The 13,337-nt window shown below is 45.5% G+C and carries 12 protein-coding genes and 2 pseudogenes; 7 read left to right on the top strand and 7 right to left on the bottom strand.

Annotation, left to right across the window (positions count from 1 at the left end; all coding sequences use genetic code 11):
- Nucleotides 1–110: 110 nt before the first annotated feature.
- The 4 genes from Q0499_RS13455 to gmd all read right to left on the bottom strand — a co-directional run bounded on the left by Q0499_RS13455 (nt 111) and on the right by gmd (nt 4,441).
- Nucleotides 111–1,532, bottom strand: a complete 1,422-nt coding sequence (locus Q0499_RS13455) for a mannose-1-phosphate guanylyltransferase/mannose-6-phosphate isomerase (protein ID WP_299200241.1) — start codon at nt 1,530–1,532, stop codon at nt 111–113.
- Nucleotides 1,529–2,005 (bottom strand): GDP-mannose mannosyl hydrolase, encoded by a 477-nt coding sequence (locus Q0499_RS13450; RefSeq protein WP_299200240.1) that lies wholly within the window; start codon nt 2,003–2,005, stop codon nt 1,529–1,531. The genes Q0499_RS13455 and Q0499_RS13450 overlap by 4 nt, the downstream gene beginning before the upstream one ends.
- A gap of 211 nt (nt 2,006–2,216) precedes the next feature.
- A complete protein-coding gene (locus Q0499_RS13445) occupies nt 2,217–3,176 on the bottom strand; it encodes a GDP-L-fucose synthase (RefSeq protein WP_299200239.1) in 960 nt (319 codons plus the stop codon).
- A 140-nt stretch (nt 3,177–3,316) separates the two neighbouring features.
- Nucleotides 3,317–4,441 (bottom strand): GDP-mannose 4,6-dehydratase, encoded by a 1,125-nt coding sequence (gmd, locus tag Q0499_RS13440; RefSeq protein ID WP_299200238.1) that lies wholly within the window; start codon nt 4,439–4,441, stop codon nt 3,317–3,319.
- A gap of 702 nt (nt 4,442–5,143) precedes the next feature.
- On the opposite strand from gmd, the gene Q0499_RS13435 reads away from it, so the two are divergent.
- The 6 genes and pseudogenes from Q0499_RS13435 to Q0499_RS13410 form a co-directional block, all read left to right on the top strand.
- Nucleotides 5,144–5,278 (top strand): hypothetical protein, encoded by a 135-nt coding sequence (locus Q0499_RS13435; RefSeq protein WP_299200236.1) that lies wholly within the window; start codon nt 5,144–5,146, stop codon nt 5,276–5,278.
- Nucleotides 5,279–5,280: 2 nt separating this feature from the next.
- Nucleotides 5,281–6,084: a hypothetical protein gene (locus Q0499_RS13430; protein WP_299200235.1), complete on the top strand. Its 804-nt coding sequence runs from the start codon at nt 5,281–5,283 to the stop codon at nt 6,082–6,084.
- Between the two features lie 446 nt (nt 6,085–6,530).
- Nucleotides 6,531–7,316, top strand: coding sequence for a calcium-binding protein (locus Q0499_RS13425; protein ID WP_299200233.1), 786 nt, complete (start codon nt 6,531–6,533; stop codon nt 7,314–7,316).
- Between the two features lie 66 nt (nt 7,317–7,382).
- Nucleotides 7,383–9,089, top strand: coding sequence for an ATP-binding cassette domain-containing protein (locus Q0499_RS13420; RefSeq protein ID WP_299200231.1), 1,707 nt, complete (start codon nt 7,383–7,385; stop codon nt 9,087–9,089).
- Complete coding sequence (locus tag Q0499_RS13415; RefSeq protein ID WP_299200229.1) at nt 9,086–10,375, top strand: HlyD family type I secretion periplasmic adaptor subunit; 1,290 nt, start codon at nt 9,086–9,088, stop codon at nt 10,373–10,375. The genes Q0499_RS13420 and Q0499_RS13415 overlap by 4 nt, the downstream gene beginning before the upstream one ends.
- A gap of 60 nt (nt 10,376–10,435) precedes the next feature.
- Nucleotides 10,436–10,696: pseudogene (locus Q0499_RS13410) on the top strand (integrase core domain-containing protein); the annotation flags it as partial.
- Between the two features lie 21 nt (nt 10,697–10,717).
- Here Q0499_RS13410 and Q0499_RS13405 read toward each other — a convergent pair.
- The 3 genes from Q0499_RS13405 to Q0499_RS13395 are packed head-to-tail and all read right to left on the bottom strand — an operon-like array spanning nt 10,718 to nt 13,091.
- Entirely contained in the window at nt 10,718–12,370 is a 1,653-nt protein-coding gene (locus Q0499_RS13405) for an IS66 family transposase (protein ID WP_299200227.1), read from the bottom strand.
- 44 nt (nt 12,371–12,414) lie between these two features.
- Nucleotides 12,415–12,783, bottom strand: coding sequence for an IS66 family insertion sequence element accessory protein TnpB (gene tnpB / locus Q0499_RS13400; protein ID WP_299200225.1), 369 nt, complete (start codon nt 12,781–12,783; stop codon nt 12,415–12,417).
- Entirely contained in the window at nt 12,783–13,091 is a 309-nt protein-coding gene (locus Q0499_RS13395) for an IS66 family insertion sequence element accessory protein TnpB (RefSeq protein WP_299200223.1), read from the bottom strand. The genes tnpB and Q0499_RS13395 overlap by 1 nt, the downstream gene beginning before the upstream one ends.
- A gap of 96 nt (nt 13,092–13,187) precedes the next feature.
- On the opposite strand from Q0499_RS13395, the pseudogene Q0499_RS13390 reads away from it, so the two are divergent.
- A pseudogene (locus tag Q0499_RS13390) lies at nt 13,188–13,337 on the top strand (type II toxin-antitoxin system RelE/ParE family toxin); the annotation flags it as partial.

Below are 13,337 nucleotides of genomic sequence, written 5' to 3'. Positions count from 1 at the left end.
ACAGCTACACCTGTGGGAGCGACGCCCCGTCGCGATTTAAGCCCGGCTAAACCACCAAACCATCGCCGCGAGGTACCCGGAGGGCATACCAGCACGCCTCCTACAAAGAATTAAGCCCTACCATACTGGTCTTCCAACCGCACGATATCGTCTTCACCCAGGTAGGAGCCTGACTGTATCTCTATCAGCTCCAGTTCTACCTTACCCGGGTTTTCCAGGCAGTGAATCTCACCTAAAGGAATGTAGGTAGACTGGTTTTCAGTTACCAGGAAGGTTTCTTTACCCCTGGTGACCATGGCGGTGCCACTCACCACAATCCAGTGTTCTGCGCGGTGGTGGTGTTTCTGAACGGACAGACGAGCCCCAGGCTTAACCGTGATGCGTTTTACCTGATAGCGTTCACCCAGATCAATCGAGTCATACTTACCCCAGGGGCGGTAAACTTCCCGGTGCTGGAAAGTTTCATTGCGACCCGCATCCTTAATCTCAGCAACGATCTTCTTAACATCCTGAATCTTGCTTTTATCCGCTACTAACAAAGCATCAGGGGTATCAACAATAATCAGGTTATCCACACCCAGCGTGGTCACCAGACGATTGGAAGACATAACAAAAGATTCGGTCGTACCGTGGGCAATAACATCGCCATCAAACACGTTACCACTGGAGTCCTTGTCCTTAATCTCCCAGAGTGCAGCCCAGCTACCGACATCACTCCAGCCAGCGTCCAGCGGTAGTACAACGGCGCGGTCCGTCTTCTCCATCACCGCATAATCGACAGACTCATCCGGACAGGCGGAAAAAGCCTCCGCATCAACCCGGACAAAATCCATATCCGCTGCAGTATTAACCATCGCCTTTTGACAGGCTTCAAGAATATCAGGACGGAACTTACCCAGCTCTTCCAGAAAACGGTCCGCCCGGAACATAAACATACCGCTGTTCCAGTAATACCCACCCTCAGTCAGATAGGATTCAGCCGTCGCCAGATCAGGCTTCTCGACAAACGCAGAAACAGAGTAAGCTGTATGCTCTTCACCCTTGGCCTCAGAGGCCGGAGAACTGACATCGGCTTTAATATACCCATAACCCGTTTCAGGGTGCTGAGGCACAATACCAAAAGTAACCAGCATCCCCTCTTTCGCCAGGGGCTCAGCCTGAGCGATCACCTGCTGAAAGGCATGCTCATCTTCAATCACATGATCCGCGGCCAGCACCAACAGACACTCACCGCCCAACCCTTTATTCACAGCATCAATAGCCGCGAGGGCGATGGCCGGGGCAGTATTTCGGCCCACCGGTTCAAGAAAGATAGAACAGGATTGATTCAAAACCCGCATCTGCTCGGCAGCGAGAAAGCGGTGTTCTTCGTTACAGATCAGGCTAACCTGGCTCACACCGCCTAACCGCCGGACAGTCTCCTGCAGCATGGAAAGATCACTATTCAACGCCAGAAACTGCTTAGGATACTGAGTACGGGAAAGTGGCCACAGTCGGGTGCCAGAGCCCCCAGCCATAATGACAGGAATCATACGGAATATCCTTTTTCGTTCATGAAATACCACTTAGAGTGGATATGCACATCAGCCGCCGCTAACAACTCAGTTTCAGATAACCACTGATAATCACTGTGCTGCTCTACAGGAAGACCAGCAACAGACTCGTTTAATTCTATTACAAACGCATTAACGACATAATGGGTAGACACATCATCCCCCATCGCACTGTCATCATAAAAATGCTCATACAGACCAAGATAACGGGCATTCTGAATCGGAGTTTTAACGCCAATCTCGGCCTCCGTCAAACGCATAAACGCATTCACCAGGGTTTCATTCTTCAACACCTGCCCACCCGGCACAAACCAATACCCTTTGGCTGGTTTATTCAACCGCTTACCCAGCAAGACTTTTCCATCAGAATCTTTTACAACCAGGTCGATAGAGATCAACGGCGTAGAATCGACTATCAGACGGAAATCATCTGAGGATAAAAATCTATTCATCATTTTGAACCTTTTTTGCCTTTGTGGGAGGCACGCCCCCGTGCCGAAAAAATCTTAGGCAATCACCCATCATCAAATCGCCGCGAAGTACCCAGAGAGCATGCCAGCGCGCCTCTTACAAAAGCAATATGCAACAGCTATACCTGTGGGAGCGACGCTAGCATGTCCTCCGACTACCCCGTCGCGATAAAGCCCCAGATAAACTCTGATTTTATTTCCTAAAATCATCCTGATGCTGCAAGAACCACTCATAGGTCATTGCCAGTCCTTCTTTCAGGCTGATGGAATATTTCCAGCCCAGGGCATTCAGCTTGCTGACATCCATCAGCTTACGGGGAGTACCATCCGGCTTGGTTGAATCAAACACAACCCTGCCTACAAACCCAACAACATCCGCCATAGTCAGCGCCATCTCGGCGATGGTGCAATCCTCACCGGTACCGACATTCAGATGCGACAACATGGTTTCGGTGTTGGCTTGATAAGTCTCAACATCGGCATTCATCACAAATACAGACGCAGCCGCCATATCATCCACATGCAGGAACTCACGCATCGGCGTACCGGTGCCCCAGACAACCACCTCAGCATCGTTGGCCAGTTTCGCCTCATGGAAGCGGCGCATCAGCGCAGGAATAACATGGGAGTTTTCCGGGTGAAAGTTATCATTCTCACCATACAGATTGGTCGGCATCACACTGCGGTAATCCACACCATACTGACGGTTATAAGATTCACACATCTTAATACCGGCAATTTTAGCGATGGCATAAGGCTCATTGGTCGACTCCAGAATACCGGTTAGCAAAGCACTCTCCTGCATCGGCTGTTCTGCCAGCTTTGGATAGATACAGGAAGACCCGAGAAATAACAGCTTCTTAACACCGGACTGATACGCGGAGTGAATCACGTTATTCTGAATCGTAAGATTCTGAAAAATAAACTCCGCCGGGTATTCATTATTCGCCCAGATCCCGCCCACCTTAGCCGCAGCCAGATACACCTGATCGAACTTATGCTCATTAAAGAAACGGGCAACATCCGCCTGAGACAACAGATCCAGCTGAGCCCGCCCGGCCGTCACCACCTCAACCGATTCATCAGCCGCCAGCTGCCGACAGATAGCCGAACCCACCATCCCGTTATGGCCCGCCACGAAAATATTTTTCATTTAAACCCCTTATATTCACCACCGAGAACTCTGAGGGAAAGCAACCATAAAACGGACTTACCAAAAAACCTTCTCTGTGGATCTCAGTGCCCTTAGCATGTCCTTTGGGTACTGTGGTAAAACGCTCTTACCAAAAGCTCTTAATGCTCTAAAACAACATTAACGTCATAACCATGCTTTTTCAGCAGGGCGTGCTGTTTCGCTTTGTTCAGATCATTAACAACCATCTCGGCACACATCTCTTCAACGGTGATCTCCGGTGTCCAGCCCAGTTTCTCTTTCGCTTTGGAAGGATCTCCCAGCAGAGTTTCAACTTCAGCAGGACGGAAGTATTTAGGGTCAACGCGAACAATAACATCGCCCACGCTCAGCGCAGGGGCATTTTCACTCTCGATGCCAGCAACCACTGCATACTCTTCTATGCCTTCCCCTTTAAACTCAAGGGTAATACCCACTTCCGCAGCCGACATACGCACAAACTCACGTACAGAGATCTGTTTGCCGGTGGCGATAACAAAGTCTTCAGCATGGTCCTGTTGCAACATCATCCACTGCATCCGCACGTAGTCTTTCGCATGGCCCCAGTCTCGGAGCGCATCCATATTTCCCAGATAGAGACACTTCTCTAAACCCTGGCTGATATTGGCAATTGCCCGGGTAATCTTACGGGTAACGAAGGTTTCACCGCGGCGAGGCGATTCATGGTTAAACAAAATGCCGTTACAGGCATACATACCATAAGATTCACGGTAGTTTACAGTGATCCAGTAGGCATACATCTTGGCGCAAGCATAAGGAGAGCGGGGATAGAACGGCGTGGTTTCACGCTGAGGAATCTCCTGCACTTCACCAAAGAGTTCAGACGTCGACGCTTGGTAAAAACGGGTTTTCTTTTCCATCCCCAGAAAACGAATCGCCTCCAACAGACGCAACGTACCAATCGCATCAACATCCGCGGTGTATTCGGGTGATTCAAACGAAACCGCAACATGGGACTGCGCGCCGAGGTTATAGATCTCATCCGGCTGCACCTGCTGAATAATCCGGGTCAGGTTAGAGGTGTCCGTCAAATCACCATAATGCAGATGAAACTTAACGTCCTCTTCATGACGGTCCTTATAAATATGATCGACTCGCTGGGTGTTGAAAGAGGATGCACGTCGTTTAATACCGTGTACTTCATAGCCTTTTTCCAGCAGAAACTCTGCAAGGTAAGAGCCATCCTGTCCGGTAACACCGGTGATGAGTGCAACTTTATTTGTCATATCAGAACCTATTGTAAAGCGATAAGCAGCAATTTTTAAATTGGTTACATTGTAACCGGATCAAACAGTTGAAACTAACGATAATGCAGTAATCAACCAAAACAGACCACCAACTCATAAGCTTTCCAGCAAAGCTCATCAGCGCAGTTGAAGCAACTCATATCGTAATAAAAATAAGACATGACTCAACTGTAGCCGTCGGTGATATCACTGATAATTTATCGTTACGAATATCATTATGATCGGCTATTTGTGATCAAAACAAGCCATGTGAGTTCAAGTTCAATCTCGACTTTCTTCCTCTCGCCCTATCTTCACCTTCATCACGATGGGTGATATTAACACCCAGGTTCAAATAGCCAAATTCGGTTCACCATCACATCCCAACTTGGGTTTCTCACCAGACAAAATAAAAAAAAGCAATGATTCGAACCACAAAATGAGTACTTAACAATAAATTAATTAACATTTTTAAAAGAACAAGCTATAGTTGTCCCAAATTAGTGACACTTGATAGCGTTTGTAGCGACAAAAATCAGACATGAATCCTGGCAACCAGGGAAAAGGTAACCAAAATGTACTTCCATAGCCTATTCAGCAATTTCTTTAGCTCTAGCCTCTTCAGCCATAACACTGAAACATCATTTGGACACCATAGCTTTGGCAAACACAGCTTCGGACGTGAAAGCAAAGACAGAGACGATGACCACAGCAGAGACCACAGCCACGGCAGAGACCACGGTTACGGGCACGAAAGTCACGGCAGAGGCAACGGTTACGGACACCATAACCACACGAATAGCGATGGCTGCTGCCCATCTGGTGCTGAGAACATAACGTTGACTATAAATGATGATACAGTTACCTATCCTGGTTACGACGGAGTGTGCGTTAAAGCACTTGAGGGCAACGATAATATAAAAGGCACCTACGGCGATGACCGAATTTCAGGCGATAGCGGAAACGACACTCTCGATGGACGTAGCGGAAACGATGTTCTAACCGGCGGCGCTGGTGACGACATAATCTTCGGTAGAAATGGAGATGATACCCTATCAGGAGGATCTGGCAACGATACCCTGCATGGAGGGATTGGCCAAGATACAATAATAGGCGAAGAAGGAAACGATTATATAACCGCTGTAGAAAACGATCTCCTCATAGACGGAGGCGCCGGATTTGACATTCTTAGAATAAGAGATAGTAATGATGATAAAATCATCAATTTAGACATGACAAGCTCATCCATAAATGGCATTGAGGCTATTATTGGCGAATCAGGTACAGAGCAATCCCTTATCACTGTCACAATAGACCTAGAAGACATATTACAAGAAAATGATGATGACGGTCTAAGCACCACGCCAGACACCTCCAACACATTAATCGCCATAGACATCGAGACTCTAGTAATAGACAGCGATAACTTATGGAATGAAAGCGGCCTATACCAAGTAACTACACAAGACCTAGATGCAGCAACAGAAGACGCATACCTAGAGCTTATTGGCTCACCTAGAAACCTGGACTTAAATGCTTATACATTTACTAAGAATGATGGTTCAGAAATAACTATTATAACCGATCTATCTGAAACAGACTTCTATGATGCCGACACAGGGCTCTCTATAGAAATAGCATAATCAAACAAAAACAACCTATAATCAAAACAAATAAGCCACGTGAAAAAGTGCATATATGTACTCATTACAAATATCATTGCAGGATGAGCTTCGTGATGAGTACATATAATACAACAATAAACAAAAACAAAAAAACAACCAAAAAACAATAACTTAAAAAAACAACTTCCGCTAAATCGTACTAATAGATCTTTTTAAAATTAAATCTATTAATCATAAAACCACCACATCATTAACAAAAAAAAAAGCCAATTTTCGAATATATTTTAATGGAAATTTAAAACAAAGTACTAGTCAAACAATAGGCTGCTAGTTATACTCCTATAGGCCTGATAGATGACAAGTAGTTATCGGGACATTAAAGGTCTTGATTTACAATCAAGGACAGATATAAATTTTTGTTTAAGAATAAACATAGATAACTTAACTTCCCAGGGGATAAAAAAATGAGTCTTCCACTATCAACACTAACTACGTTCGGCGACGACTACATATCAGGCACAAATTCAGCTAACACTCTGATTGGAGATGCGGGCTCAGATACTCTAGTTGGGCTTTCAGGCGATGACACTCTACTTGGCGGTTCTGGTGACGATACACTAGAAGGAAATTACGGCAACGATACTCTAAGAGGTGGCATGGGTGATGACACCTTAAATGGCGGCTTAGGTGCCGACATCATTCACGGAGGCTTTGGAAACGATAATATCACTGCCACAGAAGACGACATCCTAGTCACCGGTGACGCTGGTTTCGATATCCTCAAGGTTCGCGACTCCTCTGGTGATCAGATCGTAGATGTCGACATGACATCCGGCACCTATAGAGGCTTTGAAGCTTTGGTTGGTGATTTTGATCGTGCAGGTGGTGACGAGGTAAGCTTAAAAATCTCCCTTGACCAGATCCTAAACCAATCGAAGGACGATGGTGATGCTAGTACTCCCGATGCAGACAACACATTTATTGCTGTAGGCATCGACTCATTGCTAATTGCAAACGGTCGAAACTGGAATGAAGGTGGAGACTATAATGTTATAGAAGTCGACCTTGACGCAACAGCAGAAGCAGCTTACCTCGAAATGATTGGCTTAGAACGCCCGAATACTGATCTTCATTCCTATACCTTCACTAAAGGTAGCGGAGAACATGTTACTATCATTACTGATCTGTCACTCGAAGACATCACTGATGCATCTACCGGAGAAGACCTGTCCGCCGACTTACCGGCATAAGCAGTAGTCTTTGATCAAACATAGAGGGATGGAATTACCCCATCCCTCTATACAAGGAAGTACTTCTTGAACCAGATCGCCATTAAGCACAATACAGAACAACCTCACACCACTTCTTCGCTTTATGAAGCTCTTAAGATTGCATCAAAAAATCTTAAACAAAATCTAAAGTGGGCTCTAATCTTTTCACTGTTTATCAATCTACTCATACTCGCTGTTCCTTTATACTCTCTTCAGGTGTTTGACAGAGTTCTTTCTTCCCGCAGTCTGGATACACTCGCCTTGCTCACCATCATTATCGTATGGTTCATTTTTTTATATGCCGTGATGGATTGGATAAGAAGCCGAATGATCTTCGCAGCAACGAATCAGTGGGAAATCAAAATAAGCAAACTTATCTATTTTTCAGATTTAGTAGAAGCCGAACAAACTGAGGGCAACAAACTCAATTCTCATCTTGCAAATGTTAAGTCAACACTGTACTCAAGCTTTAGCACAATTTTAGACATTCCCTGGTCTCCTATATTTGTAATAATCTTAGCATTTTTACACCCTCTCTATGGCGTAATTGCAATTGCCACAATAGCTCTGCTTGGCACCATGGCGTTCATAAATTATCAAATAAATAGCAAACAAATACCGCAAAGCCCGGATTTCGGACAAGTTGCCTACACAGCAGACGTAAAATCCATGGGTTTAGCCTCGCCTCTTGTAGACCGCTGGCACAATAACAAAATTAAAAGCGATTCCAGCAAACTAAAAAAGCAAGAATACACGACTAACATAAAATCATTTTCAAAAGGCTTGAGACTACTGGTTCAAGTGGTCATCATCGCAACAGGAGCCTACCTAGTACTTGATAAGCAACTAACCGCCGGCGGAATGATCGCAGCAACAATGATGGCAGGCAGAGCCTTTGGTCCATATGAGGTAGCAGTTACAAGCTTTCAGTCCTGGCTTATAGCATGGAAGTCATGGCAAAAGCTTCAAACAATGAACTTGTATTCCGAGGCACTATTTAGCCCTAAAACAAAACTCCCAAAACCAAAAGGGAATCTTGAGCTACAAGGCATAATGTCACTGTACCCAGGCACGCAAACACCATTTCTTCATAGTATAAATCTAACTATTACAACAGGTAGCTGTGTTGGCATAGTAGGTTCAGCGGGGTCAGGTAAGTCCACACTCTTAGAGTTATGCGTGGGCCTGAAACAGCCTGCCCTTGGCACCATACGCCTGGACAACGCTACCTACATCCAATGGCCAAATAACAGTATCGGCCAAGTCATAGGCTATATGAGTCAGGAATCAGCATTTCATAGCGGCAGCATAAAGGACAATGTCTCGCGATTCAGCGGAGATGACGATGAATATATGATAGATGCATGCATTCAAGCAGGTATGCACCAGACTATATTAAAATGGCCGAAGGGCTATGACACCACAATAGGGCCTGAATTCAAACCCAGCCACGGGGAAATGCAAAGGCTGCTACTCGCCAGAGCTATATATAAGGACCCAGTGTTACTTGTACTTGATGAGCCTGACTCATATCAAGACCCTGCAGGAGAAAACATTTTAAAAGAACTATTTATACGAAGAAAAGAGAAACAGCTTACAACCATATTCTCAACAAACCGGTCACCCCTCTTAAACATAACAACAAGAATAGTTGTTATGAACTCCGGCAGAATCGAACGCGATCAAACACCTGAAAAAATTTCTCAGCAGCATAAATCAATCGATAAACCAAAAAATAGCGCACCAGCATGAGCATAAATGAAGGGCATAACAGGTGGATCAGATTAGGTGTCTTCTTCCTAGTCTTTGGATTTTCTCTATTTATAGCATGGTTAGCTTTAGCACCTATCCAAAGCGCAGCTATCGCACCTGGCTCAATTGAAGTCGAGGGAAGCCGTAAAAAAATCCAACACCTTGAAGGAGGCATAGTCGATAACATATATATAGATGAAGGAAGCCTTGTTAATAAAGGACAATTACTAGTACAACTAAAAAACACAAAATACGAAGCTAATTATCAACAACTGTACTCACAATACGCAAATGCGTTGGCTAAATATAATAGATTACAAGCCGAAGTAAACAGTTACTCTAATGTAAATTTCTCGTCAGAACTCAATTCTAAGAATGAAACCTCTGTTCAAGCGATGCAAAATCAATACAGATTATTTCTAAGTAGAAAAGAGTCATTACTCGGTAGAATAGATGTAGCGAAGAAAAAGGAATATCAGGCTCAGAAAAATTTAGAGAGCTACTTGTCAAGGGTCAAGTCAGACCGCCAATCCCTGAAAGTAGTAGAAGAACAACTAAATATGGTGAGTTCACTACTAAAAAAAGGCTACGTGTCAAAAAGCAGACAACTTGAGCTACAAGCTCAACAGATAAGTATCTTGAAAAAACTTGGCGATTTCGATTCAGAAACAGCACGAGCCGAGCTTCAGATTTCTGAAGCTGCGCAACAAGTTGCCAATATCAAGCTAGATTTTCTTAAGGATGCTAGCCAAGAACTAGAAAGCTTAGATATAAAGATTTTACAGTTAAAAGCTGCGTTACAAGATGCTAAGGACATGTTAGAACGAACATCTATCTACAGTCCAATAGAAGGCACTGTAGTAAATTTATCGCTTCACACAAAAGGAGGAGTAATCAACCCCGGCGAAGTACTAATGGAAATCGTGCCACAAAAAGCCACACTTATTGTAGAAGCTCTCGTCAGCACAAGCGATATTGATGTCGTGACTCAAGGGCTCGAAGCTGAAATAAGGCTCACATCATATAACTATAGACGAGTCCTCCCTATTCATGGAAAAGTGGTGAATGTATCTGCTGATAGAATTGATGATAAAACTACGCGGACATCTGCATATTCAATAAGAGTAGAGCTCGACCAAGAGTCCATATCAAAAAACAAAAACATTAAGCTTTACCCTGGTATGCCTGCTGAAGTCATGATCCTTTTAGGAGAAAGAACGACTCTCGAATATTTATTAAATCCAATATTCGCATCATTCAATAAGTCATTCAGAGAAACTGACTGAAAACATTTATTGTAATCATAAACGTATTTACCAAACCTGGGGATACCAATAATCTGCGTCAACCTAAGAAGGGCTTGGAAGGGCTTGGTTTTTCACAGTGACAGAGGATCAAAATATACCAGCAAGCAATACCGACGCCTGCTGAAAAGTTACGGTCTGCGTTCATCGATGAGGGACGTTGGAGCGTGTTGGGATAACGCTGTTGTTGAGCGTTTCTTCGGTAGCCTGAAGCATGACTGGATACTGAAGGTTTACCAGCCAACGCGAGAGCATATGAGTCAAGATGTGGCTAAGTACATGAGATATTACAATCGTAAGCGCCGCTAAATCGGCACCTTGACTCTAATCGTATTGCGCCACTTTTTTCGGAGTTTTATCCATCGATACATTCCATGGCAGCAGTTGCTCTAGTGCTTCTACTGTCTCGGCTTCAGCGATATGTTCCAGGATGTGCTGGATATAAGCAGCAGGTTCGAGCTGATTCGCCTTAGCCGTTTCAATCAATGAATAACAGGTTGCACTGGCACGTGCCCCTTGAGGGGTATCGGCAAACAACCAGGCTTTTCGGCCTAAAGCGAAGGGACGGATGGCATTTTCAGCCAAGACATTACTGATCTGTAAATCGCCACGTTCGCAGTAGCCCACAAGGGTTGGCCACTGGTTAAGCGTGTACTCCATCGCCTTGCGAGTGAGGGAGTCTTTTAGCACGCGTGTGACGTTGGCTTCCAACCAGGCCTTAAGCTCATTCAGCTTTGCCAGGCTCAACTCCTGACGGATGCGGTAACGCTCAGCCACACTCAGGTCTTTTATCTCTCGTTCGATGGCATAGAGCTTATTGATATAACTCAGTGCCATGTCAGCTTTAGAGAGCTTAGCCTGTTTGCCCTTACCTTTGGGCTTGGCGGCTTTTGATGCCTCGACGAACTTGCGGCGAGCATGGTCCCAGCAACCAATGCGGGTGATGTTGTTTTCAGTACAGACACGGCCATAACCGGAATAGCCATCAGCCTGTAAAATGCCGCTAAAGTCATCTAATAGACGTACGGGTACACTGCCAGCACGAGAGGGATCGTATTCGAACAAGACCGAGGGATGGTCCGGTGGCCCTCCGCGTGTCACCCACATCCATTTATCCGATTGGGCTGTTTTACCGTCTTCTTTCAGCACTTGTATCCGCGTTTCATCCGCTTGTAAGTAGTCGCTGCTGTTTTGTACTTCGCGCATCAGATTGATCAGTGGTTTGAACACCTGTTCTAAGCGGATCACCCAGTGAGCCATGTTGGTTCGGCTGATCTCGTGCCCATGACGCTTAAAGATGTTCTCTAACCGATACAAGGGCAAGCCGTCCGCATATTTTGCAGTGATGATGTAGGCCAGCAATGACGTAGTAGCAATGCACTTACCTAAGGGGTGAACTGGACGTTGGGCGGCCAGAATACGTTCTTCACCCTGTTCGATGAAGACGGCTTTTTCCTGCCAGATCTCACGTACCTTCAACTGAGCTGGAATAAACTGTAGCTCTTCCTTTACCTTGGTAAAGAACACTTTGCTGGCACCGGCTTTCTCTGCATCGGTCAGTGTCAGTTCGATACGTTCACGCAGTAGGTGTTCAGAGAAGCCCCGGTGACGCGCTTTACGCTTTTCACGCGGTGCATCGGCTTCTTCCATGTCGTCAGGTAATTGGTCTCGTCGTGCATCGATCTCGGCTTCAAGCTCAGCCTCATCAAATAAGTGGTGTTGATGAGCCGACTTCTCGCTACTGGCAGCGAACTGCTGGATGCGTTTCCAGCGCAGGAGTTCTTCAAGCAGCTGGATATACTGATCGCGTTGCTTGACGGTTTGATTACGCTGTTCGAGCACCTCATTGCGCTTCTGGATTTCAGTTTCTTTTTCAACCAACTGCTGCTGAAGCCCTGCAACCACAGACAGTAATTCGGTGGCCGAAAGGCCACTAAAATCAGGGGTTTTGACGGGGTTTTCAGGTGGTTTTTTCATGCGTAAAGTATAACAAAAACAGCTTGTTATGGCACGTAAAAAACCTATCCAACGGTCTCATAATGCAGAGCTTTATGGCCCTTCAGCAGGGTAATATCATAGCCATCTAACAGCCAGTTTATTTGTTCGCCCGTCAGGGACATTAGCTCATCAGACGGGCTTGGCCATTTGAATTTCTCTTCAGCCAACGCTTTGTAATACAGGATAAAACCGTTGTCTTCCCACATCAGGCATTTGATCTTATTACGCTGCCTGTTGGTGAACGCATAGAGCGCCCCACTAAAAGGGCTGTGTCCCAACTCGTGTTCCACGAGCAGTGCCAGTCCATTGGCTTGTTTGCGAAAGTCGATCGGTACGCGATACAGATAGATCTCAGGCAACGCATAGGAAGGACGCAGGTATCGACCTTTCATCACAACTGCCTCAAAATAGCACCCAGCAGATGGATGTTGCTGGCCTGTAGACCGGTGATGCTAAAGCCACCTGGCAAGGTCAATACAAGTTCACTGGCGGTAATGGATTCCTTGACCTGAGTGACGCGTGTCAATCCTGTTGGCTGTTTTGACTCACCGATCTGGTCATCTGTCAGCTTTTGTCGCCAATAGGAAAACTGATGATACGATACGGACTGCTGCCGACAAAAAGCAGCACCTGAAAGATCAGATTGCTGCCACTGGGTAATAATCTGCTGCCAGTTGTCTTGGCGTTTTTGGTTGGTCATTCTGAACTCCATACATTGAATTTGATGGAGTTAGTTTGAAGCGGTTACATTCTAAATTGTAGGTGCTGATTCTTTGGCGCTTACTATCGCCTCACTCCGGATGCCCAGGCCGATATTATCGGTATTCGCCAGTACACGGTGCAACAGTGGGGAGAAACCCAGTCTCAAGCATACCTTTCAGAATTACGTCAGACGATACGCTTAATTGCTGCAACCCCTTCCTTAGGGAAAGGCAGACCTGATGTC

The organism is uncultured Amphritea sp. (assembly GCF_937127095.1).
Taxonomy (GTDB): domain Bacteria; phylum Pseudomonadota; class Gammaproteobacteria; order Pseudomonadales; family Balneatricaceae; genus Amphritea.
Note: the sequence above shows the minus strand (reverse complement) of the source record. Positions and strands in the feature narration are given on the sequence as shown.

Bases quoted from the DNA above. Each gene is read 5' to 3' on its own strand.
- Q0499_RS13425 (WP_299200233.1), top strand. From the start codon at position 6,531: ATGAGTCTTCCACTATCAACACTAACTACGTTCGGCGACGACTACATA.
- gmd (WP_299200238.1), bottom strand. From the start codon at position 4,441: ATGACAAATAAAGTTGCACTCATCACCGGTGTTACCGGACAGGATGGC.
- Q0499_RS13435 (WP_299200236.1), top strand. From the start codon at position 5,144: ATGACCACAGCAGAGACCACAGCCACGGCAGAGACCACGGTTACGGGC.
- Q0499_RS13415 (WP_299200229.1), top strand. From the start codon at position 9,086: ATGAGCATAAATGAAGGGCATAACAGGTGGATCAGATTAGGTGTCTTC.
- Q0499_RS13445 (WP_299200239.1), bottom strand. From the start codon at position 3,176: ATGAAAAATATTTTCGTGGCGGGCCATAACGGGATGGTGGGTTCGGCT.
- Q0499_RS13405 (WP_299200227.1), bottom strand. From the start codon at position 12,370: ATGAAAAAACCACCTGAAAACCCCGTCAAAACCCCTGATTTTAGTGGC.
- Q0499_RS13395 (WP_299200223.1), bottom strand. From the start codon at position 13,091: ATGACCAACCAAAAACGCCAAGACAACTGGCAGCAGATTATTACCCAG.
- Q0499_RS13455 (WP_299200241.1), bottom strand. From the start codon at position 1,532: ATGATTCCTGTCATTATGGCTGGGGGCTCTGGCACCCGACTGTGGCCA.
- Q0499_RS13450 (WP_299200240.1), bottom strand. From the start codon at position 2,005: ATGAATAGATTTTTATCCTCAGATGATTTCCGTCTGATAGTCGATTCT.
- tnpB (WP_299200225.1), bottom strand. From the start codon at position 12,783: ATGAAAGGTCGATACCTGCGTCCTTCCTATGCGTTGCCTGAGATCTAT.